The organism is Providencia vermicola, from assembly GCF_020381325.1.
GTDB lineage: Bacteria > Pseudomonadota > Gammaproteobacteria > Enterobacterales > Enterobacteriaceae > Providencia > Providencia vermicola.
This window is the reverse complement of the sequence record NZ_JAGSPI010000009.1, coordinates 157,190-181,875: the sequence shown is the minus strand read 5'-3', so window position 1 is coordinate 181,875 and position 24,686 is coordinate 157,190. Positions and strand designations below refer to the sequence as shown.

At 43.2% G+C, this 24,686-nt stretch carries 24 protein-coding genes; 14 read left to right on the top strand and 10 right to left on the bottom strand.

What is annotated here, in order from left to right:
* The first annotated feature begins 168 nt into the window (after window positions 1-168).
* Window positions 169-1,530 carry an MFS transporter gene (locus tag KDJ85_RS14755; RefSeq protein ID WP_225820309.1) on the top strand — a complete coding sequence of 454 codons (1,362 nt, stop codon included), beginning with the start codon at window positions 169-171 and terminating at the stop codon, window positions 1,528-1,530.
* Between the two features lie 56 nt (window positions 1,531-1,586).
* Here KDJ85_RS14755 and KDJ85_RS14750 read toward each other — a convergent pair whose 3' ends face one another.
* Complete coding sequence (locus KDJ85_RS14750) at window positions 1,587-2,078, bottom strand: YajQ family cyclic di-GMP-binding protein (protein ID WP_042846924.1); 492 nt, start codon at window positions 2,076-2,078, stop codon at window positions 1,587-1,589.
* A 183-nt stretch (window positions 2,079-2,261) separates the two neighbouring features.
* On the opposite strand from KDJ85_RS14750, the gene panE reads away from it, so the two are divergent.
* The 4 genes from panE to KDJ85_RS14730 all read left to right on the top strand — a co-directional run bounded on the left by panE (window position 2,262) and on the right by KDJ85_RS14730 (window position 4,699).
* The gene (gene panE, locus KDJ85_RS14745; RefSeq protein ID WP_225820308.1) at window positions 2,262-3,173 is read left to right on the top strand and encodes a 2-dehydropantoate 2-reductase; all 912 of its coding nucleotides are present in this window, start codon (window positions 2,262-2,264) and stop codon (window positions 3,171-3,173) included.
* A complete protein-coding gene (gene yajL / locus KDJ85_RS14740; RefSeq protein ID WP_225820307.1) occupies window positions 3,136-3,756 on the top strand; it encodes a protein deglycase YajL in 621 nt (206 codons plus the stop codon). Before panE ends, yajL begins: the two co-directional genes overlap by 38 nt.
* A 243-nt stretch (window positions 3,757-3,999) precedes the next feature.
* Window positions 4,000-4,143 (top strand): Hok/Gef family protein, encoded by a 144-nt coding sequence (locus KDJ85_RS14735; RefSeq protein ID WP_219245744.1) that lies wholly within the window; start codon window positions 4,000-4,002, stop codon window positions 4,141-4,143.
* Between the two features lie 412 nt (window positions 4,144-4,555).
* The gene (locus tag KDJ85_RS14730; RefSeq protein ID WP_219245744.1) at window positions 4,556-4,699 is read left to right on the top strand and encodes a Hok/Gef family protein; all 144 of its coding nucleotides are present in this window, start codon (window positions 4,556-4,558) and stop codon (window positions 4,697-4,699) included.
* A gap of 71 nt (window positions 4,700-4,770) precedes the next feature.
* Here KDJ85_RS14730 and thiI read toward each other — a convergent pair whose 3' ends face one another.
* Entirely contained in the window at window positions 4,771-6,222 is a 1,452-nt protein-coding gene (thiI, locus tag KDJ85_RS14725; RefSeq protein WP_225820306.1) for a tRNA uracil 4-sulfurtransferase ThiI, read from the bottom strand.
* A gap of 219 nt (window positions 6,223-6,441) precedes the next feature.
* Between thiI and xseB the strand changes: the two genes are divergently transcribed.
* The 4 genes from xseB to caiF all read left to right on the top strand — a co-directional run bounded on the left by xseB (window position 6,442) and on the right by caiF (window position 10,649).
* Window positions 6,442-6,693, top strand: a complete 252-nt coding sequence (xseB, locus tag KDJ85_RS14720) for an exodeoxyribonuclease VII small subunit (protein ID WP_219245742.1) — start codon at window positions 6,442-6,444, stop codon at window positions 6,691-6,693.
* 3 nt (window positions 6,694-6,696) lie between these two features.
* Entirely contained in the window at window positions 6,697-7,614 is a 918-nt protein-coding gene (gene ispA, locus KDJ85_RS14715; protein ID WP_225820305.1) for a (2E,6E)-farnesyl diphosphate synthase, read from the top strand.
* Window positions 7,615-7,848: 234 nt separating this feature from the next.
* Window positions 7,849-9,714: a 1-deoxy-D-xylulose-5-phosphate synthase gene (gene dxs / locus KDJ85_RS14710; RefSeq protein WP_225820304.1), complete on the top strand. Its 1,866-nt coding sequence runs from the start codon at window positions 7,849-7,851 to the stop codon at window positions 9,712-9,714.
* A 542-nt stretch (window positions 9,715-10,256) separates the two neighbouring features.
* A complete protein-coding gene (gene caiF / locus KDJ85_RS14705; protein WP_206084583.1) occupies window positions 10,257-10,649 on the top strand; it encodes a carnitine metabolism transcriptional regulator CaiF in 393 nt (130 codons plus the stop codon).
* 65 nt (window positions 10,650-10,714) lie between these two features.
* Here caiF and caiE read toward each other — a convergent pair whose 3' ends face one another.
* The 6 genes from caiE to caiT all read right to left on the bottom strand — a co-directional run bounded on the left by caiE (window position 10,715) and on the right by caiT (window position 17,822).
* Window positions 10,715-11,308, bottom strand: a complete 594-nt coding sequence (gene caiE, locus KDJ85_RS14700) for a carnitine operon protein CaiE (RefSeq protein WP_225820303.1) — start codon at window positions 11,306-11,308, stop codon at window positions 10,715-10,717.
* A gap of 23 nt (window positions 11,309-11,331) precedes the next feature.
* Entirely contained in the window at window positions 11,332-12,117 is a 786-nt protein-coding gene (gene caiD, locus KDJ85_RS14695; protein WP_225820302.1) for a crotonobetainyl-CoA hydratase, read from the bottom strand.
* Window positions 12,118-12,202: 85 nt separating this feature from the next.
* Window positions 12,203-13,762: a crotonobetaine/carnitine-CoA ligase gene (gene caiC, locus KDJ85_RS14690; RefSeq protein WP_225820301.1), complete on the bottom strand. Its 1,560-nt coding sequence runs from the start codon at window positions 13,760-13,762 to the stop codon at window positions 12,203-12,205.
* Window positions 13,763-13,834: 72 nt separating this feature from the next.
* A complete protein-coding gene (caiB, locus tag KDJ85_RS14685) occupies window positions 13,835-15,055 on the bottom strand; it encodes an L-carnitine CoA-transferase (RefSeq protein ID WP_206084579.1) in 1,221 nt (406 codons plus the stop codon).
* Window positions 15,056-15,127: 72 nt separating this feature from the next.
* Complete coding sequence (gene caiA, locus KDJ85_RS14680) at window positions 15,128-16,270, bottom strand: crotonobetainyl-CoA dehydrogenase (protein WP_102139025.1); 1,143 nt, start codon at window positions 16,268-16,270, stop codon at window positions 15,128-15,130.
* 34 nt (window positions 16,271-16,304) lie between these two features.
* Complete coding sequence (gene caiT / locus KDJ85_RS14675) at window positions 16,305-17,822, bottom strand: L-carnitine/gamma-butyrobetaine antiporter (RefSeq protein WP_225820300.1); 1,518 nt, start codon at window positions 17,820-17,822, stop codon at window positions 16,305-16,307.
* A 504-nt stretch (window positions 17,823-18,326) separates the two neighbouring features.
* On the opposite strand from caiT, the gene fixA reads away from it, so the two are divergent.
* From fixA to KDJ85_RS14650, 5 genes are all read left to right on the top strand, one after another.
* On the top strand, window positions 18,327-19,097 hold the full coding sequence (gene fixA, locus KDJ85_RS14670) for a putative electron transfer flavoprotein FixA (protein ID WP_225820299.1): 771 nt from the start codon (window positions 18,327-18,329) through the stop codon (window positions 19,095-19,097).
* 11 nt (window positions 19,098-19,108) lie between these two features.
* A complete protein-coding gene (locus KDJ85_RS14665) occupies window positions 19,109-20,050 on the top strand; it encodes an FAD-binding protein (protein ID WP_225820298.1) in 942 nt (313 codons plus the stop codon).
* Between the two features lie 52 nt (window positions 20,051-20,102).
* On the top strand, window positions 20,103-21,389 hold the full coding sequence (fixC, locus tag KDJ85_RS14660) for an FAD-dependent oxidoreductase FixC (RefSeq protein WP_225820297.1): 1,287 nt from the start codon (window positions 20,103-20,105) through the stop codon (window positions 21,387-21,389).
* The gene (gene fixX / locus KDJ85_RS14655) at window positions 21,386-21,673 is read left to right on the top strand and encodes a ferredoxin-like protein FixX (protein WP_206084574.1); all 288 of its coding nucleotides are present in this window, start codon (window positions 21,386-21,388) and stop codon (window positions 21,671-21,673) included. The genes fixC and fixX overlap by 4 nt, the downstream gene beginning before the upstream one ends.
* A 73-nt stretch (window positions 21,674-21,746) precedes the next feature.
* Window positions 21,747-23,072 carry an MFS transporter gene (locus KDJ85_RS14650; RefSeq protein ID WP_225820296.1) on the top strand — a complete coding sequence of 442 codons (1,326 nt, stop codon included), beginning with the start codon at window positions 21,747-21,749 and terminating at the stop codon, window positions 23,070-23,072.
* Window positions 23,073-23,131: 59 nt separating this feature from the next.
* Here the strand turns inward: KDJ85_RS14650 and pgpA are convergent, their stop codons facing one another.
* Both pgpA and thiL read right to left on the bottom strand, forming a co-directional pair.
* Window positions 23,132-23,644 (bottom strand): phosphatidylglycerophosphatase A, encoded by a 513-nt coding sequence (pgpA, locus tag KDJ85_RS14645; RefSeq protein WP_225820295.1) that lies wholly within the window; start codon window positions 23,642-23,644, stop codon window positions 23,132-23,134.
* Window positions 23,634-24,626, bottom strand: coding sequence for a thiamine-phosphate kinase (thiL, locus tag KDJ85_RS14640; protein ID WP_225820294.1), 993 nt, complete (start codon window positions 24,624-24,626; stop codon window positions 23,634-23,636). Before thiL ends, pgpA begins: the two co-directional genes overlap by 11 nt.
* Between the last annotated feature and the right edge of the window lie 60 nt (window positions 24,627-24,686).

Here is a 24,686-nt window from a genome sequence, read left to right as displayed (position 1 = left end):
ATAATTGGATTTAAATAATTTTGCTACAACATGAAACGAATTTATTCAAAATAGTTCGAGTTGTAGCAAGGCGGCAAACGAAGATATCCTAGGGAGCATACATAAGTATGTGACCTAGGTAGCTAAGAGAAGCCAACACCGCTACAGCTCGAAATATGAAGAATAAAAATGAACGATAACAAAATGACATCCGCAGAGCTCAGATCCACGTGGGGATTAGGTTCTGTTTTCTCCTTGCGAATGCTTGGCATGTTTATGGTTTTACCCATTTTGACCAGCTATGGAATGCACTTACAAGGGGCAAATGAATTTTTAGTAGGCATTGCCATTGGTATTTATGGCCTTAGCCAAGCACTTTTTCAAATCCCTTTTGGCCTGATGTCAGACAAAATAGGTCGTAAGCCACTCATTGTTATTGGCTTAATCATTTTTATTATTGGGAGTATCATTGCAGCGCTAAGTGACTCAATATGGGGTATTATTATTGGCCGCGCATTGCAAGGCGCTGGTGCGATTTCAGCGGCTGTCATGGCGTTACTATCTGATTTAACCCGCGAACAAAATCGCACCAAAGCAATGGCATTTCTAGGGATAAGCTTTGGGTTAACTTTTGCGATTGCGCTTGTTTTAGGGCCTATCATTACCCATCTAATTGGGCTAAATGGTTTATTTTGGGGGATAGCCCTGCTTGCCGTTGGCGCGATTGCACTCACCATTTTTGTTGTACCAAACACCAATACCCATGTTTTAAACCGTGAATCTGCCTTTGTGAAAGGAAATTTAAAAACCGTTTTAGCTCAGCCTCAATTGTTAAAATTAAATATTGGTATTTTGTGCCTACATACATTGCTAATGTCGAGCTTTGTTGCTCTGCCACTGATTATGACAAAAGCAGGCTTTCTCGCCCAAGATCACTGGAAAGCCTATTTGGTCACAATGCTGATTTCCTTTGTGGCTGTTTTGCCTTTTATAATCTACGCAGAAAAATATCGTAAAATGAAGCAAGTCTTCCTGATCTGCATCGCACTATTGGCAGTTGCAGAAATCACGTTATGGCTCTCAGGTAGCCAGTTATGGGTCATCATCCTTGGCTTACAGATCTTTTTTATTGGCTTCAATATTATGGAGGCCATTTTGCCATCGCTGATTAGCAAGGAAGCCCCCGCAGGCTATAAAGGAACCGCGATGGGGGTTTATTCCACCAGCCAATTTTTAGGTGTCGCGCTTGGGGGGATTGTCGGTGGATGGTTATATAGTTTTGAAGGTGCAAATACCGTCTTTATTGGTGGTTTGATCCTGACAATCCTTTGGTTTGTCGTTAGTTTAACCATGAAACAACCGCCATACGTCAGTAGTATTCGTATCGAATTGCCTGCACACCTAAAAAATACTCAGGCACTGGAGCAAAAGCTGCGAGCTCAAAATGGGGTTATGGAAGCTTTGGTTGTCGACGAAGAACTCAGTGTCTACGTTAAAGTCGATCGAAAAATCATTAATCGCGAGCAACTGGAAGCCATTATTCAGCAGTAAAAAAATAGGCCTACAAAATTGTAGGCCTATTTTTATTGATGACTTATTCGTCGTAATTAATCACGGAAGTTATTAAATTGGAAAGGCTGGCCTAAATTCCCGCCACGCACTAGTGCCATAACCGACTGTAAATCATCACGTGCTTTACCAGTCACTCGCACTTGGTCACCCTGAATTTGCGCTTGGACTTTCAGTTTGCTGTCTTTGATTAACTTAATGATTTTTTTAGCAATAGCCGCATCGATGCCTTGTTTGAACGTCACTTCAACACTATAAGTTTTCCCACTATGAACAATATCGTCAGGGACATTTAGCACTGCGCCATCAATACCACGCTTCGCCATTTTTTCCCTTAAAATATCAACCAGTTGAAGGACTTGGAAATCCGATTCACTGGTGATTTTTACTGATTCATTTTTATCGTTAAGTTCAAAGCTTGCTTCAACATTTTTAAAGTCCCAGCGGCTCGTAAGCTCGCGCTGCGCATTCTCTACCGCGTTACGCACTTCATTCATTTCAACTTCAGACACAATATCAAATGATGGCATTGTTCAGACCTCTAAGGATATTTTTTGTTACATGCATAATAACGTTTTTAGCCACTGCACTTCAAGTTATCAGGACTCTCTCCTTCCTTACGCTATAATTAACGCACACTAAGGTATATACTTGGTTAGATAGCCAATGTCAGAGATGACAAGGTGTCAGAGCACATATTTCAGAGGGACACTATGAAAATAACCCTGATCGGTTGTGGTGCTATCGGTAAGCTTTGGCTTGCTGGCCTCACCTTACAAGGCCATGATACTCAAGGCTGGCTTCGTGTGGCTCAGCCTGATTTGTTTGTTGATGTAAATGAACCTGATGGACGTACTTTTCGCGAACTCATTCCTTGTAATAATATCAATCATCTACAAACCAGTGAACTGGTGATTGTCTGCTTAAAAGCATGGCAAGTTTCCGATGCCTTATTACCTCTACTTGGCAATATCCCTGAAAAAACACCGATTTTACTCCTCCATAATGGAATGGGGACAATAGAAGAGCTAGCACCTTTGCGACACCCCGTTTTAGCAGGTGTGACAACCCATGCGGCTTGGCAAGAAAACAACCAAGTATTTCATGTTGCTCACGGAATAACACATATTGGGGCGATCAATTCACAAGCGCAAGCTTATTACCCTATTGCAGATATTCTACATGAAGCACTTCCTGACGTTGCTTGGCACAATCAGATTTTGACCACCTGTTGGCGAAAGCTGATCGCTAATTGTGCTATCAACCCTCTCACGGTAGAACATAATTGTAAAAATGGTGAATTAACTCACCACACAGAGCAAATTTCACGGGTTATTGATGAGATCTGCCACGTTATGGCAGCGGAAGGGTTACACACCGATAAAACAGAACTAACCGAGTATATTAATGGCATTATTCAAAATACCGCCAATAACTACTCGTCCATGTTACAAGATATTCGCAATAATCGTCGCACAGAAATTGATTACATCACGGGATTTTTAATCAAACAAGCCAGAGTTCATGGCCTAAACACCCCTGAAAATGACCGTTTATATCATCTAGTCAAAAATAGAGAACAACAATATGACGACTTCCGTTCTAATTTGCATCACCCATGGTAGTGAAGAAATTGAAATTGTCACTACCGCGGATTTATTAGTCAGAGCAGGCATTCAAGTCACTCTTGCTAGTGCCAATGAAGACGGTTCCCTGCAAATCACTGCCTCACGCGGTATGAAAATCGTTGCAGACATCCCATTAATTAAAGTGGCTGACGAACCTTTTGACGCTATCGTTCTACCCGGCGGCATCCAAGGCGCTGAAACATTTCGTGATAGCCCATTAGTCGTTGAAAAAGTTCGCCGTATGCATCTGGACGGTAAAATTGTTGCGGCAATCTGTGCTGCCCCTGCCATTGTATTAGAACACCACCAACTATTTCCCCTTGGTAATATGACCTGCTATCCGTCGATGAAAGATAAAATTCCTGCGAGTAAATGGGTTGATCGCCGAGTTTACTTTGATGAACGTGTTAATTTGTTGACCAGCCAAGGGCCCGCCACATCCTTTGATTTTGCATTAAAACTAATAGAATTATTAGTTGGTCGAGAAACCGCAGGAGTCGTTGCTGGACAGCTTGTTTTACCGAATGGAATCAACGATTATTTGGAAGATAAACCCTCTACCCATACCCACCATGAATAATTGATTGAAAACCAATTAACATACTGAATTAAAATGGTTTATTTTACAAATAATGACTGAAAAAGCCTTTGAAGCTCACCGCTTTTTGTTATGATTGCGACGGGTGCTTGGATCATTTTGGTTCAAGCATTTGCCAGAGCCAAAAAGACGAAAGCCCCGAATTTAGATGTTAATCTTAATCCGAGGCAGTCTCAAACTCCAACAATTTGATTCTGTCTCCTTTTAGAAAAGGAGTCAAGAGGAATGGCCAAATTTGCCCTTGTAGGGTTAATTACCGTGTGTCTTACGGTATTGAGTTTTTCAGGCATGATGCAAGAAAGATTGTGTTCGTTGAGCATCAGTAGCGGAAATACTCTGGTTCAAGCTACTTTATCCTGCGGTAAGTAGTCTTGTGGGGGGGTTATCTCCCCCACATTTCTCTTTCTATTGTCGGTTTGTGGTACAAGCACCCAGTCTAATTATTGCCACCAAAATACCCCGAGGTGATTGGTTTTACCGAATGGAATCAACGATTATTTGGAAGATAAATCCTCTACCCATACCCACCATGAATAATTGATTGAAAACCAATTAACATACTGAATTAAAATGGTTTATTTTACAAATAATGACTGAAAAAGCCTTTGAAGCTCACGGCTTTTTGTTATGATTGCGACGGGTGCTTGGATCATTTTGGTTCAAGCATTTGCCAGAGCCAAAAAGACGAAAGCCCCGAATTTAGATGTTAATCTTAATCCGAGGCAGTCTCAAAACCCAAACAGTTTGATTCTGTCTCCTTTTAGAAAAGGAGTCAAGAGGAATGGCCAAATTTGCCCTTGTAGGGTTAATTACCGTGTGTCTTACGGTATTGAGTTTTTCAGGCATGATGCAAGAAAGATTGTGTTCGTTGAGCATCAGTAGCGGAAATACTCTGGTTCAAGCTACTTTATCCTGCGGTAAGTAGTCTTGTGGGGGAGTTGTCTCCCCCACATTTCTCTTTGATAAGTTTTGGATGATACAAGCACCCTGTCTCGCTTATGGGCGGTAAACCTTAATGTTTTCAAACCCTTGTTCTTTGAGGTACAACGCCTGTAAACGGCTCATCACCCCACGGTCACAATATAATAGATAGGTTTTATCTTTTGGTAAGTCACCAAATTGTGTGCTGAGCTTGTAGAATGGAATATGTTTGATTTGCATACCTTCAACTTTCAAAGGTTTATCTTCGAACTCATCAATAGAGCGGATATCCACGATCACTTCATTTTCCACTGAAAGCTCACTGACCATTTCAATTTCAGGGACTTTCTCTAGACTTTCTTGTGCAATTTGGCGAATATCGATATTTTGTGCCTGCTCAACAACAGACTCTAAAATACCAAAGTCAAAGTTAGCTTCTTCCGCTTCGATCCGCGCTTTTACCGCTTTCACTGTTGGGCTTTTCGAAATCACACCACAATACTCTGGCATGGTTTTCGCAAAATCTTCCGTCCCAATTTGACGAGCTAATTTGATAATGTGCTCTTTGTCATGGGAAATCAGCGGTCTTAATATTAACGTATCAGACGCATTATCAATCAAACGTAGGTTTGTTAAGGTTTGGCTGGAAACTTGCCCAAGAGCTTCTCCCGTCACAATCGCTTGCACACCATAACGCTCTGCAACTTTCGACGCCGCACGCACCATCATACGTTTTAATACAACACCCATTTGGCCATCATCGACTTTTTCTAAAATTTCTGCGACGACTGGTTCAAAGTTAACGGCAATAAAGCGCACTTTATGGGAGCTCCCAAAACGGTTCCATAAATAGTGCGCAATTTGTTTCACACCAATTTCATGGGCTGCGCCGCCTAAATTAAAGAAACAATAGTGCACGCGACAGCCACGGCGCATTAGCATGTAGCTGGAAACGCCTGAGTCAAAACCGCCTGAAATCAACGATAAAACATCTTCCTGAGTACCAATGGGGAAACCACCGATCCCTTCAATACGCGCTTTCACTAGGATGAGTTTGTCATCTTCAATTTCTAAATGTACGGTGGTATCAGGGTCTTTAAGCTTCACTTTCGCAGAAGCAATGTGTTGATTTAACCCACCGCCAATGTAGCGCTCAGCTTCAATAGATGAAAACTCATGTTTACCGCGGCGCTTTACACGCACACAGAAGGTTTTATTTTCCAATGATGGACCGTAAGCTTCGTGGGCCATTTCAAAGATATGGTGCAAACTGGTAAACGGTTTTTCTTCAACTTCAAGAATATGGTGAATACCTGGAATACGACCTAGCATGTCACAAATTTCGTCATGCTTCGTTTCCCCTTTCACACGCACTTCTATGTTATCCCAATTACGGACAACCGAAATTTCTTCGCCAAGTGACTTAAGCACGTTACGGATATTACTGGTCAAAATTTTAATAAAACGTAGCCTAACAGTTTGGCTTTTAATGGTAATTTCTGGGAATAACTTAATGATAAACTTCATAATAGCTGCATGTTCATGGTTGTTGGGGCTAACGAATGTATCTCACAGTGACACATGTACACGTTACCAATTGTCAATAAAGAGACGTATTATAACACTATCTTGCGGACTGAATCTAAAAACACCAATAATAAATTGTAACCGTAGCAAGACTGCGTTAGTCTGCTAAATATTTAAAATACCCCAAATATATTGATTTAACATTAGTGGCTAAATAACATGGCTAAAGAAAAATCTCAGCAAGTTCCAACTGTTAGTTTCGAAAACTCACTTCAAGAGCTGGAGCAAATTGTTGCTCGCCTCGAATCGGGCTCCCTTCCACTAGAAGATGCGCTCAATGAATTCGAGCGTGGTGTCCAAATCGCCAAACAAGGTCAAAAAGTACTGCAACAGGCTGAGCAACGCGTACAAATATTGCTTAGCGATGATGAAAATAAACCCCTTGCCGATTTTTCACCTGAAACTGAATAAATTATGTCTGAACAACTTCCAGATAGCTTTGCACTGCAACAAAAACATGCCTACGACAGAGTTAACCAATACCTATTAGATACGCTAAATGCACTGCCTTTTGCAGAACTGCCATTAGCCAATGCCATGCGTTACGGTGCATTATTAGGTGGGAAACGTTTACGCCCCTTTCTAACCTATGCAGTTGGTTCCATGCTGGGTGTCAGTGAAGAAAACCTTGATGCCCCCGCCTCAGCAGTTGAATGTATACATGCTTATTCATTGATTCATGATGATTTACCCGCTATGGACGATGATGATTTGCGCCGCGGCCAGCCGACTTGCCATATCAAGTATGGTGAAGGTAATGCCGTTTTAGCGGGTGATGCCTTACAAACCCTCGCGTTTCAGTTACTTGCTTCAGCAAAAATGCCTGATGTCTCTGATAAAGACCGTATCGCGATGATAGCTGAGCTAGCTTACGCCAGTGGCCTAGCAGGAATGTGTGGCGGCCAAGCCCTTGATTTAGATGCAGAAGGCAAACGTGTTGACCTTGCTTCATTAGAACGTATTCATCAACATAAAACTGGCGCGCTCATTCGTGCAGCGATTCGTCTTGGAGCATATGCTGCTGGCGATAGAGGCCATCAATTATTACCAGTCTTAGATAAATACGCCGAATCCATTGGACTTGCCTTTCAAGTTCAAGACGATATCCTAGACGTCATTGGGGATAGTGCGGTAACAGGTAAGCGCCAAGGCGCGGATGCTGAACATGAAAAAAGTACTTACCCATCGCTACTCGGCCTTGAGGCTGCACAGAAAAAAGCGCGTGAGCTATATCATGATGCGATAGACGCTTTAGAGACGATCCAATCCCATGGGTATAATATAGAGATGCTAAGTGCTTTAGCTAATTTTATTATTGAGCGTAAAAGCTGACAATATGCTTTGCCTTTACGCATTAAGAAGGCTGATAATTACGGCATTGATTACCCGATGTAGTTTAAGCTGTAAAACGGGCTTTACCTTAACTATTTGATGTGATGGGTCAGTGGCTAATAGAACAAATCGCGAAACATCGATTTTTATGTATGGCTAGCGTAAGAAAATACAACCCCTTACTGTCGCTGAAAATAGGATGGGTATTTTTGATTAATTATAAGTGAGCACCTAATGAGTATTGATATCGCTAAATATCCAACGCTAGCATTGGCTGAGACGCCTGATGAGCTTCGTCTGCTGCCCAAAGAAAGCTTACCTAAGCTTTGTGATGAACTCAGACAATTTTTACTGAGTAGCGTGGGTCGCTCTAGCGGTCACTTTGCCTCTGGTCTTGGTGCAGTAGAACTGACTGTTGCCTTGCATTATGTCTACAAAACCCCCTTTGATAACCTAGTTTGGGATGTCGGCCACCAAGCGTATCCCCATAAAATCTTAACGGGACGCCGTGACCGTATTGATACTATTCGTCAAAAAAATGGTTTACATCCATTTCCATGGCGCGGTGAAAGTGAGTATGACATTTTAAGCGTTGGCCATTCCTCAACATCCATTAGTGCTGGTTTAGGTATGGCCATTGCGGCAGAAAAAGAGAAACAAAACCGTAAAACTGTGTGTGTCATTGGCGATGGTGCAATCACTGCAGGGATGGCATTTGAAGCCATGAACCACGCAGGAGATGCCGCGCCAGATATGCTAGTTATCCTTAACGACAACGAAATGTCGATTTCAGAAAATGTTGGCGCGCTCAATAACCATTTGGCGCACTTACTTTCTGGCAAGCTGTACACCACATTACGCGAAAGTGGCAAAAAAGTGTTCTCTAACATGCCACCGATTAAAGAATTGCTGAAGAAAACCGAAGAACACATCAAAGGTATGGTGGTGCCTGGTACGATGTTTGAAGAGCTTGGTTTCAACTATATTGGCCCTGTCGATGGGCATGATGTTGTTGCACTCACCCAAACATTGAAAAATATGCGTGACTTAAAAGGGCCACAATTCCTGCATATCATGACCAAAAAAGGCCGGGGTTATGAGCCTGCGGAAAAAGACCCAATTAGCTGGCATGCAGTACCTAAATTTGACCCAAGTACCTTTACATTACCGAAAAGCAAAGAAACGGGTCCAACATTCTCCAAAATTTTTGGTGATTGGTTGTGTGACGAAGCAAAGGATGATGACAAATTAATGGCTATCACGCCAGCTATGCGTGAAGGCTCTGGTATGGTACGTTTTTCAAAAGAATTTCCAGACCAATACTTCGACGTTGCTATCGCTGAGCAACACGCTGTAACCTTTGCTGCTGGTTTAGCGATTGGTGGTTATAAACCGATTGTCGCTATCTATTCAACGTTCTTGCAACGTGGCTATGACCAAGTTATTCATGATGTGGCAATCCAAAAAGTCCCCGTGATGTTTGCGATTGATCGCGCAGGGATCGTCGGTGCCGATGGGCAAACTCACCAAGGGTCTTTTGATATTTCATTCCTGCGCTGTATACCGACCATGGTTATCATGGCCCCTAGTGATGAAAATGAGTGCCGCCAGATGCTACATACTGGCTACCACTATAACGATGGTCCAAGTGCTGTCCGTTACCCTCGTGGTACGGGTACAGGGGCTGAGCTCCAGCCTTTAGCACCATTACCTATTGGTAAAGGAGTGATCCGCCGTCAAGGGGAAAAAGTGGCTATTCTATGCTTCGGAACCTTACTCAGCCACGCCCTTGAAGCTGCAGAGCAATTAAATGCGACCGTTGTGGATATGCGCTTTGTAAAACCCTTGGATGAAGCATTGATCCTCGAAATGGCAAATAGCCATGATGTGCTAGTGACACTCGAAGAAAATGCCATCATGGGTGGCGCAGGGAGTGGCGTGAACGAGTTTTTAATGCATGAAAAGAAAATAATCCCTGTGTTAAACCTTGGCTTACCAGACTACTTTATCTCCCAAGGTAGCCAAGAAGAGCTGATTACCGATCTTGGATTAGATGCCAAAGGTATTGTTAATTCAATCACAAGCTACTTGAATAAATAATCTTTTATTAAATGAGAGTCATTATTTCACGTAATGACTCTCATTTTCCTTTAAATACGCACTGATTGAGTATTAGATTGATTTGTTATAAAAATAGTTATCTAAAATTACAATATTTACATATTCCCCTTAATTTAATATCATCCATTTTAATAAAAAAACCAAATATAATCACTTTATAAACAACAATGTTTATCTCTTTACCCAAGAATAGAATATAAACAAAATTATTGTCTTGAATGTAAATTTCAAAAATAAACACATGCAAATTATATTTAAATCTATTATTATGAACCTTGTCACTGTATGACTGCGCAATTTAGGCTCTGACTTATATTCGTATTATAAATACCTTAACTATTTCAAAGTAAAACGAAATAAATTAATAACGACTATATTATTTTAACAATTTTAACCGGGCTTTAATAAATATTATTTTTCTTTAATTTATTATGGAAAAATGAATAGCATTATTCTAACTACAATTTACATATAGTTTCTCTTTATTTATTCAATTTTAATAATTAGATTTGGGAGCGCTTATGTGTGGACAATATATTAACGAACCGCTGTATTTATCCATAGCACATTGGGTAATGAAACAAGGTCGTTGGACAACCGCCAGAGAAATATCTAACAATTTCGATATTCCGCATCCTAATGCTGTTAACATTGTTTCTTATATTCTATCGGATGTGGCTGAGATCCAATGTGAAGTTAAAATGATCCCGAATAAACTATCGGGTCGTGGGTGCCAGTGCCAGCGTTTAATTAAAGTGAGTAAAATTGATAACCAACTTTATTCTCGTTTAAGAAACCATCAATCGGAAAAAGTCACCATAGATTCCCCCGTGAAAGCGGCCTCAATGCCACCAAGTGAACTGAATAGAGAGCAGAAATGGCAATGGATGTTATCCAAAGCACAGCGCCGCTAGTTAATATGTTATATCAATAAAAAACGCAGGTTTTAAACCCGCGTTTTTTTATTTCTGACCAATACCTATTGTCCTTTAGGCTTCACTTCTGTGGTACCAAACAGTTTTGGTCGATTAATTTCAATTTCAGTGAGGGGCTCAGTCTCTTCTAACCCAACAAGATAGCGCCCAGCAAGATCCTGGTACTCTTTTGTATTCAATTGCTTCCAATATAGTTCTTCATCCTTAACCTGACGAAGAAACCGTGCGGGGCTCCCCACTAACATTTGCCGTGGTTCGCCTTGAAAACCAGCTTTAACAAAACTCATTGCAGCAACAATGCTTTCCTCACCAATCACGGCACCATCCATAATGACGCTATTCATTCCGACTAAAGCATCACGGCCAATGATACATCCGTGTAAAATAGCGCCATGACCAATATGCCCGCACTCCCGCACAATCGTTTCTACATCACTGTAACCGTGCATAATGCAGCAATCTTGAATATTGGCCCCTTTTTCAATTACTAAGCGCCCATAGTCCCCTCTGAGTGATGCATTAGGCCCAATAAATACCCCTTCTTTAATAATCACATCACCAATCACAACCGCAGAAGGATGAACATACGCCGTTGGGTGTACCACGGGCCTTACGCCTTCAAATGAATAGAAGCTCACAATTAACCTCTCAGATGGCTAGATTATCGGCCTTTCCAACTTGGAGAGCGTTTCTCTGCAAACGCTAACGGCCCTTCTGACGCATCTTCAGAGTGTAAAACCGCTGGGTAATTGGTTAATACCCCACTGCGCATCAGTTTGTAACCCTCTTCGACGGTCAACTCCCCAGTTGCACGGAAAATTTCTTTTAATGCCGCAACAGCCAATGGCGCACTTTGTGTAATTTGCTCTGCCAGCTCACGGGCTCTATCCATCAATTTCTCAATAGGCACCACATCATTCGCAACGCCCCAACGCAATGCTTCTTGGGCATCCATGCGCCTGCCTGTCATTACCATTTCATTCACGATAGGTGCGGGCACAATTTTTGGCAGACGTAAAACACCGCCACTGTCTGGAACAATCCCTAATTGGGCTTCTGGCAACGCAAAACTGGCATTTTCCGAACAAATAATCATATCTGCCGCCAATGCCAGTTCGAAACCGCCACCAAATGCATAACCGTTAACCGCCGCAATTACGGGTTTATTAAGATTAAAAATCTCAGTCAACCCAGCAAAGCCACCAGGACCAAAATCCGCATCAGGGGCTTCACCTTCCGCAGCGGATTTTAGATCCCATCCTGCAGAGAAAAAACGTTCCCCTGCCCCAGTAATAATCGCAACTCTTAAAGATGGGTCATCTCGAAAGTTAAGAAAAACTTCACCCATTTTGAAACTGGTTTTTGCATCTATCGCATTCGCTTTAGGCCTATCGAGTACGATTTCCAAAATGGAGCCATTACGGGTAATTTTTAATGATTCGCTCATAGTGCAACCCTTTCGTCATCATAGGGGAGCGCCTTTGTTTTAAGTAATAAACAGAGGTATCCCCAGAATTAATAGAATGAACCGATTATTGCAGATGTTTTTTCAGTACTTTCCCAGAACAATTTCGCGGCAAATCTTTGCGCACTTCAACACACGTTGGTACTTTGAATTTCGCCATTTGTTTTTCACAAAAGGCAAAGAACTCTTCCTGTGTTAAGGTTTCCCCTTCTTCCAGCACAATAAACGCCTTAATGGCTTCGTCACGTATATCATCCGCAACACCAATGACCGCGACATCCACAATGGCAGGGTGTGAGGCAATGATATTTTCTATTTCACTACAAGAGACGTTCTCACCACCGCGTTTGATCATATTGCTGCTTCTATCGACAAAATAGAAAAAGCCGTCTTCGTCTTGGTAGGCGAAGTCCCCTGTATGCATCCAACCAGCGCCATCAAAGGCTTTTTCTGTCGCCTCGGGGTTGTTGTAATACGCTTTAAACAGCGTTTTACCGCGCTCACCTTTAACACACAGTTCGCCAACCACTCCTGTTTTAACGGGCTGGTTATTTTTATCCCGAATTTGCGCTTGGTAGCAAAAGCCAGGGCGACCAATTGATGGCCAGCGGCGGATATCGCCGGGTCTGTCACCAATTAACCCCACTATCGTTTCGGTCATGCCATAAGAAGTTAAAAAGCGTTTCACGCCAAAACGTGCCATAAATTGCTCTTTTTCTTCATCGCTTAAATTGAGATAAAACATGGCTTCTCGCAGGCAATGCTCTTTTTCGTTATCCGCCAGCGGTTGACTTAATAACGTTCGGATCATCATTGGGATCAGCTCGGTGACGGTGGCACGGTGCCTAACAATTTGCTGCCAAAAACGCCGCGCACTGTATTTTTCGATTAAGACAAACGTTGCACCAACGGAGAAAGCCGCCATCGATGCCGTACACTGACAGTCAATGTGGAAAGCAGGCATCACCGTTAAATACACATCATCAGCACGTAACGCGTTTTGCCATGAGGAGTAGTACCCCGCAAAACGCAAATTATAGTGGGTGATAATCACCCCTTTCGGCTTTGACGTCGTTCCTGAAGTAAATAAGATTTCCGCGGTATCGCTCACATTAAGCTCAACAATTTGTGTGAGCGCCGCTGGCTGAGCCACTTGTTCTGATAAAAAGTCCGAAATACCATCTTGTTGTCGGACGGGCGTATCTGCAATTAAAAAAACATGTTCAAGACAAGTGCTTTCATCCGCTAAAACACGTTGATAAATATCTAAAAATGCGGTGCAAGTCACTACCATACGAGGTTGGCAGTTCTGCATAATCCAAGCGCTTTCGTTATATTTATACCGTGCATTGATGGGCACCATAATTGCGCCGATTTTCGCTAAACCAAACCAGCAAAAGAAAAATTCAGGGCAATTATCCAGATGTAAGGCAACTTTATCCCCTTTTTGAATGCCATAGGCTAAAAAGAGATTCGCTGTGCGATTGATTTGCTCATTCATTTCTAAATAGCTGAATTCACGAACACTTCCATCACAAGACTCAAAGATAAGCGCCTTATTGTCTTGGTGAGTTAACGCAAGGTCGTCCCACATTTGACGCAAATTTTGTCTACCGATTACATCCATTAATTGTTTTCCCTCTATTTCCCCAATGAACATTCAGGCCAACAGGAAAGATTGACCTGAATAATCATTTAATTACTCAACAATTTTCGCTAGCCCTTTATCGACCAGCTCCCGAATATCATTTTCGTTGTAGCCAATGTTTTTTAGTATTTCAGTGGTATCCATACCGTGAGATGGCATACCACGCCAAATTTGTCCTGGATTGTTTTTGAATTTTGGCATCACATTTGGGCCACGACAGGTTTCCCCATCCATAGTTTGCCAACTGGTGATAGATTCACGGGCAATATATTGTGGGTTAGTTTCTAACTCAGGAATGGTTAACACTTTAGCACTCGCAATATTCAGCTCAGCTAACCTTGCAAGTACCTCTTCGATGGAACGTGCGCCTAACCACTCATCTAATTTTTCTTCAACGAGTGGCCCATATGGGCATTCAACACGGTGAATAAGTTGTGTACCTTCTGGGATCTCAGGCGTACCCAATAAATGTGCGAGGCCAATGTCTTTGAAAATTTCTTGGATTTGTGTGATACCGACAATTTCCATGACAATATAACCATCGTTACAGCTATACAGGCCGCAGCCTGCATAGTATGGGTCTTTCCCTTTGGTCATACGTGGGCAAACTTCCCCCCCATTGAAATAATCCATCATGAAGTATTGCCCCATACGCAGCATCACTTCATACATTGCCACGTCGATGCTTTCCCCTTTCCCTGTTTCGCGCGCTTTATATAACGCCGCTAATGCCGCGGTTGTGGCGGTCATACCCGAGAAATAGTCTGCCGTGTATGGGAAAGCGGGCATTGGTTGGTCTTTATCACCGTTTTGAATAAGGTAGCCACTGAAGGCTTGAGCAATGGTGTTATATGCAGCAAGATTGGTATATTGCGGGTCGCCATACTGGCCAAAGCCCGATAAGTGAGCGATTACTAATTTTGGATTGTGCTCCCACAGCACTTCATCCGTGATCCCTCGGCGAGCAAATGCAGGGCCTTTACTTGCTTCAATAAATATATCTGTCGTTTCCATCAACTTGAGAAATGCTTCTCGTCCTTCATCCTTAAAGATATTCAATGAGAGCGCCCGTAAATTACGGCGCGATAGCTGCGGGTAATTTGGCTGGACACGAATAGTGTCTGCCCATGCCACGTTCTCAATCCAAATAACTTCAGCCCCCCACTCCGCAAACATTTGTCCCGCGAATGGGCCTGCAATTTCAATTCCTGAAAATACGACTTTAACCCCAGAAAGCGGGCCAAATTCAGGCATAGGTAAATGCGCTGCCATGTTCGATTCTCCTGTGAAACTCGGTTGACCCTCTAACCATGATTAAAGGGTCAATCCACGACGGTTACGTCATTAGCGGTACTGTTTCAGTACACTGCGGCCTAGTGTCAGTATTTGCATTTCGTCTGAACCACCCGATACGCGGTCAACACGCAGGTCGCGCCAGAAACGTGCGATCCGATGTTCACCCGCGATACCAACGCCACCCAGTACTTGCATCGCAGAGTCCACCACTTCGAATGCGGCATTTGCACAGAAGTATTTACACATTGCTGCATCACCTGAGGTGATCAGCCCGTTATCACTCTTCCATGCAGTTTCGTATAACATGTTGCGCATTGAATTGAGCTTGATCGCCATATGTGCGAATTTTTCTTGAATTAATTGATAACGACCGATTGCTTCGCCGAATTGAACACGTTGGTTGGCATAACGCGCCGCATCTTCAAATGCACACATCGCTGTACCGTAGTTAGTTAGCGCCACCAAGAAACGTTCGTGGTCAAACTCTTCTTTTACGCGGTTAAAGCCATTTCCTTCGCGACCGAACATGTCTTTTTCATCCAGTTCGACGTTATCAAAGGTAATCTCACAACAGCTATCCATACGCAGACCCAGTTTTTCAAGTTTGTTAACCTTGATACCCGGTTTGCTCATATCCAAGAACCACTCAGTAAAGACGGGTTTATCTGGTGAATCTGCATCGCGGCTCATCACCACAATGTATGGCGTATAGGCGCTACTGGTGATAAAACATTTGCTTCCGTTCAGGTAAACTTTACCGTTACGGCGCTGATAGGTAGTTTGTAGGCTACCCACGTCAGAACCCGCGCCCGGCTCAGTAATTGCAGAGTTCCACATTTGTTTCCCTGTGCCGCGGAACGCCATGATTTTATCAATCTGTTCTTGCGTCCCTTCACGCAGTACGGTATTAAAACCACCCGGCAGTTGATACAGCACGTATGTTGGCGCACCTAAACGACCCAGTTCCATCCACACCGCAGCAACGGTGATAAACCCTGCATCTAAACCACCGTGCTCTTCTGGGATCAGCAGGTTATCGATTTCCATATCCGCTAACGCTTTGACAAAGCGTTCAGGGTATTGGCTGTCGCGGTCGCATTGTGCGAAGTAGCTTTCCCAGTTTTCACTGGCCATCAGTTCACGGATCCCTGCGACAAACAGTTCCTGCTCATCATTCAATCTAAAATCCATATCAATAACCTCTTAAATGTTGTTTCTGAGTAAATTAGTCATTTTTCCAATGCACTTTGGCATCTTTAATAAACGAGAGCGTTACCATAATGTTGACGAAAAAAAGTGGGCATCCTCCAGCAATTATCGCTGTTTGAATTGGTTTCAATCCGCCTAGAGCCAGTAAAACAATGCCGATGACACCAACTAAAACAGACCAACCGATGCGCACTAACAATGGCGGCTCTTCACCGTCTTTCACTGCGCGACAAGTCGACATGGCGAGGGTGTAAGAACAAGCATTAATTAGTGTCACAGTGGCGATAAAGCAGAGGATGAAGAAGCCCCAAATTGTTACAGTGCTCAAAGGTAAGGCTGCCCATGTCTCAATGATGGCGCGTGGAACGCCAAACTCATCAATCAGTTTTGGAATGTTAATAATGTTTTGGTCGACAAGTTGCAGTGTGTTACTGCCTAAAATCGTCCAAATCAGAGTGGTACCTGCTGTCAGACCCGCGACCATACCAATACACAGTTCACGAACGGTACGACCCTTAGAGATACGTGCGAGGAAAATACACATTTGAATTGCGTAGATAACCCACCAAGCCCAATAGAATACTGTCCAGCCTTGTGGGAAACCGCTTTTACCGACCGCATCTGTATAGAACAGCATGCGCGGCATATACATCATTAATACCCCGATAGAATCGGTAAAGTAGTTAACGATAAAACTTGCACCACCAACAATGAATACCCATCCAAGCATTAAGAAACTCAGGTAGCTACGTACATCACTGGCGATTTTCACCCCTTTTTGCAGGCCGAATGCCACACAAACTGCGTTCAAAATAATCCAGCAAAAAATAATGATCGCATCAAGCTGTAAAGTGTGAGGGATACCGAATAAATACTGAATACATTCAGTCACTAACGGAGTTGCTAACCCTAAACTGGTGCCCATCGCAAGGATTAACGCCACTAAATAGAAGTTATCAACGATTGTTCCGAACCAACCATTAACGTGTTTTTCGCCAACCAGCGGTACTAATGTGCTACTTGGGCGGATAACATCCATTTTACGTACAAAGAAGAAGTAACCAAAAGCAACCGTTAAGAAGCTATAGGTTGCCCACGGTAATGGCCCCCAGTGGAATAAGCTATAGGCAAGCCCAATGCTTTTTGCCTGAGTTGAATAAGGGGCAAATTCAAAAGGCGGCGTTGAAATATAATAATAAATTTCAATAGACCCCCAGAAAAGTACCGCTGCCGATGTACACGAAGCGAACATCATAAAAATCCAGCTCGCACGGCTAAATTCAGGCTTCTCTTCCCCTAGGGTTTTTTTCGCGTATGGCCCTAAAATCAACCAAAACCAGCCACCAAGCATCACGACCATATACCATTCAAATGCCCAGCCCCACACGTTTGTCACATAGCTAAACACTTGGTTGATCACTTCATTCGAAGCATCAAGGTCACGGACGGTTAACCAACACAATAGTCCAACAATGATCAATGGAGGAAAAAACACTTTCGGTTCTATCCCACCCTTTTTATTTTCTTTGCTCATAGTTCGATCCCGATTTATTATTTAATACATAAGTTTTAAAATAGATATTATTCGCAATACCTCTCCACTTATTTATTATTTAATTCCCATAAATTTAATTAACTATTAATCCAATCACTATTCAAATCATGTCGACTCGCCATTAACAATTCTGTTATTAAGGTCACAATATTATTCGTGATAAATATTTGTTACTATTTTTATTCTTTTTTATTGTAGAAATAACTAATAAATACAAACAGATAAAATATCGTGTAACGACGATGTTATTAAATACCTTCAGTATTGGTGATTAGGGTAGCAATATTGAACATTTCGTCGCTAAGTTGATGATTTTTACAATATTGGTGAGTAAGGTAGCAGTATGAATATTTAAAACACGTTTAATTTCAAGTTTTCAATATTGGTGACCTAGGTTTTATTTTTAAATATCCAGTTCATGATAATTATATAATCCGAAACCAAAACGGATCATATTTATTAAATATATTTTTAGGAGATGTAATGAATATTATTACATGCTATAAATCTGTTCCTGATGAACAAGATATTATTATTAATAGCTCAGATGGCTCTTTAGATTTTTCCCGTGCGGATACCAAAATTAGTCAATATGATTTAAATGCCATCGAAGCGGCTAATCAAATTAAAGCACAACAACCCGATAGCAAAATCACAGCATTAAGTATTGGTGGCAAAGCGCTGACCAACATGAAAGGCCGTAAAGACGTGTTATCTCGCGGCCCAGATGAATTAGTCGTGGTTATTGATGACCAGTTCGAACATGCCCTTCCTCATCAAAGTGCCATTGCGCTTGGTGCAGCTGCACAAAAAATAGGTTTTGACTTAATCATTTGTGGTGACGGCTCTGCTGACCTCAATGCGCAGCAAGTCAGCATTCTACTGGGTGAAAGCCTGCAAATTCCTGCCATTAATGGCGTGAAGAAAATTGTTTCTCTTGCTGCCGATAATATTGTGGTTGAGCGTGAACTTGAAGATGAAATTGAAACATTGTCGCTTCCGCTGCCTGCCATTATTGCCGTGACCTCCGACATTAATGTTCCTGTTATTCCGTCTATGAAAGCGATTTTAGGCGCAGCGAAAAAACCCGTTCAAGCATGGGGCATCGCAGATATTGCACTCGCAGATGTCGCCGCTTTATCGGCTCAATCTATTGCAGCACCGAAGCAAAAAGTACGTCAGCGCATCATTATTGAAGGTGATGGCGATGACCAAATTGCACAATTTGCTGAACATTTAAGAAAAATTATTTAATCGGAGGCGTCATGAGCAAATTATCAACCGTTTGGGTCTTTAGTGATATGACTTCTCGCCTACCCGAACTGATTGGCGGAGCACTCACCCTCGGTGAGCAAGTGAATGTATTAGCGCTAGATGAAGCACAAAGTTCCCATGCATTTCAATTGGGTGCAACACAAGTCTTTCAATTAACGGGCAAACCTGATGACCGTATTCTGGAAGATTACGCTGACACCATCGTTGCGACCATCAAACAACATGGCGACAAAGGCTTATTACTGCTGCCAAATACACGCCGTGGCAAATTACTGGCTGCACGTTTGGGGGCAAGGCTACAAGCTGCCGTGTCGAATGATGCGGCATCGATTACTGTCGAAGCTGACAAAGCGGTCATTAAACATATGGTTTACGGTGGTTTAGCCTTTGGTCAAGAAACCTTAAATAGCGTGTTTTCCATTGCAACCGTTACCACAGGCACCTTTGAAGCCGCGACAAGTGATGCATCACGTAGCGGTGCGGCTCAAACTGCACAATGGGTCGAACCTAAACAATCTGTTGTACGTACCTCGGTTCAGAAAAAAGCAGGCAACTCCGTGGAATTAGACAAAGCTCGCCTTGTGGTCAGTGTAGGCCGCGGAATTGGCAGCCAAGAAAACATTGCGATTGCCAAAACACTTGCGGATACCATAGGTGCTGAAATCGCCTGCTCCCGCCCTGTCGCTGAAAATGAAAAATGGATGGAGCACGAACGCTACGTCGGGATTTCCAACTTAATGCTCAAACCAGAGCTGTACCTTGCCGTCGGTATTTCAGGGCAAATTCAGCACATGGTCGGGGCAAATGGTGCACAAACTATCGTTGCCATTAACAAAGATAAAAACGCACCTATCTTCCAATTTGCCGATTACGGCATTGTCGGTGATTTATTCAAAATTCTGCCTGCTTTAACGCAACAATTGGCGAAATAAGCCTATCGCAGTGGGGTTGTCACTCCACTGCTTAGTATGATTTGGAGAAACTATGTCCGATGATATTTTTGATGCAATCATTGTTGGCGCAGGCCTAGCGGGTTCTGTCGCTGCACTGGTACTTGCCCGTGAAGGTGCGCAAGTTCTCCTAATTGAAAGAGGAAACTACGCTGGCGGGAAGAACGTCACAGGTGGGCGGATGTACGCCCATAGTTTAGAACGAATTATTCCTGGATTTACCCAAGAAGCACCTATCGAACGCATGATCACCCGTGAAAGGCTGTCATTTATGACTGAAACTGGTGCCGTCACCGTCGATTTTCAAAATAGCGCCGCGCAGAGCCCAGACGAAACATCTTGGTCTGTTTTACGGGGAAAACTCGATCCGTGGCTGGTAGAACAAGCTGAAAATGCGGGAGCGCAATGCATTACAGGTATCCGAGTTGATAAACTGGTCGAGCGGGACGGCAAAATCGTTGGTGTCGAAGCGGATGGTGATGTGCTTGAAGCCAAAGTTGTTATTTTGGCTGATGGGGTGAATTCACTGCTCGCCGAGCAAATTGGCATGACCAAGCGTGTGAGCGCTGAACATGTCGCTGTTGGGGTTAAAGAATTAATCGAACTCCCTAAAGATGTTTTATGTAACCGCTTCAATATTAAAGACAATGAAGGCGTTGCATGGCTATTTGCTGGCTCGCCAACCGATGGGCTGATGGGGGGAGGATTCTTATATACCAATGAGGACACTGTCTCTTTAGGTCTGGTTTGTGGTTTGCATCATATCAAAGATGCCAAAAAATCTGTTCCACAAATGTTAGAGGATTTTAAGCAGCACCCCGCTGTCGCCCCGTTAATTGAAGGCGGTAAGATGATTGAATACGCCGCTCACGTTGTACCTGAAGCAGGTTTAAAAATGCAGTCAGAGCTTGTCCGTGATGGCGTGTTAATTGCGGGTGATGCAGCGGGTATGTGTATGAACCTTGGGTTTACCATTCGCGGCATGGATTTAGCTGTTGCCTCGGGTGAAGCGGCGGCTAAAACTGTGCTTAATGCAATGAAAAAAGAAGACTTTAGCAAGCAAGGGCTCAGTGAATATCTTTCACTATTAAATGAAGGCCCACTGCGTGACATGAAGATGTACCAAAAAATGCCTGAGTTTTTGGATAACCCACGTATGTTTACCGCTTACCCAGAAATGGCGGTTGGGATTGCGAAAAAATTATTTACTATTTCGGATGAAGCGCCTGTTCCACTGCGTAAAACTATGCTGCAACATGCGAAAAAAGTGGGTTTCATGAATTTAATCAAGGATGGAATTAAAGGAGTGAGAGCAATATGAGCCAGCCAGTTAACGTTGATGTCAAACTTGGTATCAATAAATTTAATGTCGATGAAGAAAACCCACATATCGTCATCAAAGAACACCCTGATATGCAAGTGCTCGACACTTTAACAAAGGCCTGCCCCGCAGGTTTATATAAAAAACAAGAAGATGGCTCAGTCCGTTTTGACTATGCTGGCTGCCTTGAGTGCGGTACTTGCCGTATTTTAGGCTTAGAGAGTGCACTCGAAAAGTGGGAATACCCACGTGGCACTTTCGGCATTGAATTTCGTTACGGCTGATTAGTATTACTCTCGAAGTTTCAAAGACTTCGAGAGCTTTATAGCGTATTTTACGCTGACACTGGGATACACAATGAAACCGAAAAGTTTTGATGACATTCAATTCTCCTCCGTGCATCGGCGGATCATGCTATGGGGCAGCGGCGGGCCTTTTCTTGATGGTTATGTATTGGTTCTGATCGGTGTCGCACTTGAACAACTCACCCCTTTACTCAATTTAAGCAGCGAGTGGATAGGCTTACTCGGCGCAGCAACCCTTGCAGGGTTATTTATCGGTACCTCGCTCTTTGGCTATATATGTGACCAAGTCGGTCGACGCAAAATGTTCCTCATTGACATTGTCGCGATCGGTGTCATTTCTGTCGCCACCATGTTTGTCTCCACGCCATTGCAGCTACTTCTCATGCGCTTTTTAATTGGTATCGTGATTGGGGCTGATTACCCCATCGCCACTTCAATGATCACCGAATTTTCAAACACCAAACAAAGAGCATTTGCCGTCGGCTTTATTGCAGCGATGTGGTATGTGGGTGCAACTTGCGCCAACCTTGTGGGCTATGTGCTGTACGATGTCGAAGGCGGCTGGCGCTGGATGTTAGGTAGCGCTGTGATCCCCTGTATTGTTATTTTGATCGGTCGCTTTGATTTGCCTGAATCACCACTGTGGTTGATACGCAAAGGGCGAATTAAAGAATGTGAAAAAATGATGGAAAAACTATTCGGGCAACCCGTGGTGTTTGAAGCAGAAGAACAGAAGAAAACGCATTTTCTGCAATTGTTCACTAAGCGCCATTTTTCTTTTGTCCTGTTCACTGCGATTATTTGGACTTGCCAAGTGATCCCAATGTTCGCCATCTACACCTTCGGCCCACAAATTGTTGGGCAGCTCGGTTGGGATCAAGGTAAAAACGCCGCGCTCGGTAACGTCGTGATCAGCCTATTCTTTATGTTAGGCTGCCTGCCTGCCATGTATTGGCTCAATAAAATGGGCAGACGCCCCTTGCTTATTGGCAGCTTTGCCATTATGACCCTCGCACTGGCAATACTCGGGCTATTCTCCAACCTTGGGATCTGTTTGGTGATCATTATGTTTGGGATCTACGCCTTTTTCTCTGGAGGACCGGGGATCTTGCAATGGCTCTATCCAAATGAACTGTTCCCAACGGATATCCGAGCTTCTGCCGTCGGTGTGATCATGTCAATTAGCCGTATCGGAACCATTTTTTCTACGTGGGCTCTGCCTGTGTTTATCAGTGAATATGGTATTAGCAATGTGGTATTAATGGGGGCGGGAGTGTCGTTATTAGGTTTAGTTGTTTCGATATTATTTGCTCCAGAAACCAAAGGGTTAACGCTAGCACAAACATCAGTAATGGGAATGAGTCGTCGAAAGAAATAGTTTTGTTAATGATAACAAGCCAATAAGAAAGCCATCCATTGATGGCCTTCTTATTTTACTCATAAAAAGGAGAGCAAATTAAACTTAACACATAGCCAGACAGTCGCATAAGCGAAAATCGCCGCGATGATATCGTCGATCATAATGCCAAAACCGCCGCCAACTTTACGGTCAAAAATACGGATCGGCCAAGGCTTCCACATATCGTAAATACGGAAAATAAAGAAAGCGGTGATAACCCACTCAAAATCCACCACAGGGATCGCCATCAACGTAATCCACATACCGATAAACTCATCCCAGACAATACTGCCGTGGTCATGAATTTTCATGTCGTCCGATGTGCGTTGGCAAATCATACAGCCAATCCAGAAGCCTGCGACAATCACCACCCATAAACTCCAAACGGGCATCCCTGACATCAATAGCCAGAATGGGATCGCAGCGAGTGAGCCCATCGTTCCAGGCACAATTGGCGATAATCCACTACCAAACCCCGTAGCAAGTAAGTGCCACGGGTTACGCATGTTTAGCCGTTTTTTCGCTTCTGCTTTTTCTTGGCTAGTCGCCATAAACACCTTCCGAAACAAAGTGATCGAAACCTTTAAGGTTTACATCAACTTCTTGGTTATTACAAAAGTAGCGGATCCCTTCGGACTGTGGTTTAATTTGCCCAATACAGGTAAAACCAGAGCCTGTATGTGCTAATGCCATTTCTAACGCGCCGCGGTTGATTTCAGGTACCGTGAAGCACAATTCATAATCTTCACCGCCACTGAGCGACCATAAACGCCCTTGTTCTACACTGCAACTTTGTTTTAACGCTTCCGATTGCGGCAACGAATCTAAATTGATCCGCGCACCGCAGCCACTCGCTTTTAAAATATGGATCAAATCAGAAACCAAGCCATCAGAAATATCAATCGCTGAAGAGGCTAAATTACGCAGGGCTTGGCCTTGTAAAATACGCGGTTGAGGACGCAAATGGCGTGCAACTAACCACGCTTTGTCTTCGATGTTCGCAACATGCAGTCTATCTTGCAAAATAGCGAGCCCTGCCGCGCTATCCCCCAATGTGCCTGTCACATAAATCCAATCACCATTACGCGCACCAGAACGGGACATTGCTTTACCAACTGGCACTAAGCCATGCACTGTATAGGTTAAGCTCATCGGCCCACGAGTCGTGTCACCACCAATTAATTGCATTCCATAATAATTTAGTTGTTCGAACAAACTATCACTAAAAGACTGCAACCATTCACAATCGACACAAGGCAGTGTAATGGCTAAAGAAACCCACGCAGGATCAGCCCCCATTGCAGCAAGGTCACTTAAATTAGAGGCTAATGATTTGTACGCAAGGTCAGCGGGAGAAATCGTAGGTAGGAAATGAATACCGGAAACGAGAGTGTCAGTACTCACAGCAAGTTGCTGTTTTTCCGGGATGGTCATCAACGCACAATCATCACCAATACCGATATTCACATCACGTCGGTTAGTGGTTTGACGGTTAAAGTAACGTGCGATGAGGTCAAATTCGCCATATGACATGGTAGATTTTCCGTTTTCGCTATCTCTATTTTCGTTTTAAACGAAATAAATAATTTATAC

Excerpts from the sequence above, each read along its gene's own strand:
- panE (WP_225820308.1), top strand. The coding sequence starts at position 2,262 with ATGAAAATAACCCTGATCGGTTGTGGTGCTATCGGTAAGCTTTGGCTT.
- fixC (WP_225820297.1), top strand. The coding sequence starts at position 20,103 with ATGTCCGATGATATTTTTGATGCAATCATTGTTGGCGCAGGCCTAGCG.
- fixA (WP_225820299.1), top strand. The coding sequence starts at position 18,327 with ATGAATATTATTACATGCTATAAATCTGTTCCTGATGAACAAGATATT.
- thiL (WP_225820294.1), bottom strand. The coding sequence starts at position 24,626 with ATGTCATATGGCGAATTTGACCTCATCGCACGTTACTTTAACCGTCAA.
- xseB (WP_219245742.1), top strand. The coding sequence starts at position 6,442 with ATGGCTAAAGAAAAATCTCAGCAAGTTCCAACTGTTAGTTTCGAAAAC.
- KDJ85_RS14755 (WP_225820309.1), top strand. The coding sequence starts at position 169 with ATGAACGATAACAAAATGACATCCGCAGAGCTCAGATCCACGTGGGGA.
- KDJ85_RS14665 (WP_225820298.1), top strand. The coding sequence starts at position 19,109 with ATGAGCAAATTATCAACCGTTTGGGTCTTTAGTGATATGACTTCTCGC.
- yajL (WP_225820307.1), top strand. The coding sequence starts at position 3,136 with ATGACGACTTCCGTTCTAATTTGCATCACCCATGGTAGTGAAGAAATT.
- KDJ85_RS14750 (WP_042846924.1), bottom strand. The coding sequence starts at position 2,078 with ATGCCATCATTTGATATTGTGTCTGAAGTTGAAATGAATGAAGTGCGT.
- ispA (WP_225820305.1), top strand. The coding sequence starts at position 6,697 with ATGTCTGAACAACTTCCAGATAGCTTTGCACTGCAACAAAAACATGCC.
- caiF (WP_206084583.1), top strand. The coding sequence starts at position 10,257 with ATGTGTGGACAATATATTAACGAACCGCTGTATTTATCCATAGCACAT.
- fixX (WP_206084574.1), top strand. The coding sequence starts at position 21,386 with ATGAGCCAGCCAGTTAACGTTGATGTCAAACTTGGTATCAATAAATTT.
- thiI (WP_225820306.1), bottom strand. The coding sequence starts at position 6,222 with ATGAAGTTTATCATTAAGTTATTCCCAGAAATTACCATTAAAAGCCAA.
- KDJ85_RS14730 (WP_219245744.1), top strand. The coding sequence starts at position 4,556 with ATGGCCAAATTTGCCCTTGTAGGGTTAATTACCGTGTGTCTTACGGTA.
- caiA (WP_102139025.1), bottom strand. The coding sequence starts at position 16,270 with ATGGATTTTAGATTGAATGATGAGCAGGAACTGTTTGTCGCAGGGATC.
- pgpA (WP_225820295.1), bottom strand. The coding sequence starts at position 23,644 with ATGGCGACTAGCCAAGAAAAAGCAGAAGCGAAAAAACGGCTAAACATG.
- caiC (WP_225820301.1), bottom strand. The coding sequence starts at position 13,762 with ATGGATGTAATCGGTAGACAAAATTTGCGTCAAATGTGGGACGACCTT.
- caiB (WP_206084579.1), bottom strand. The coding sequence starts at position 15,055 with ATGGCAGCGCATTTACCTATGCCTGAATTTGGCCCGCTTTCTGGGGTT.
- dxs (WP_225820304.1), top strand. The coding sequence starts at position 7,849 with ATGAGTATTGATATCGCTAAATATCCAACGCTAGCATTGGCTGAGACG.
- caiD (WP_225820302.1), bottom strand. The coding sequence starts at position 12,117 with ATGAGCGAATCATTAAAAATTACCCGTAATGGCTCCATTTTGGAAATC.
- caiT (WP_225820300.1), bottom strand. The coding sequence starts at position 17,822 with ATGAGCAAAGAAAATAAAAAGGGTGGGATAGAACCGAAAGTGTTTTTT.
- KDJ85_RS14650 (WP_225820296.1), top strand. The coding sequence starts at position 21,747 with ATGAAACCGAAAAGTTTTGATGACATTCAATTCTCCTCCGTGCATCGG.
- KDJ85_RS14735 (WP_219245744.1), top strand. The coding sequence starts at position 4,000 with ATGGCCAAATTTGCCCTTGTAGGGTTAATTACCGTGTGTCTTACGGTA.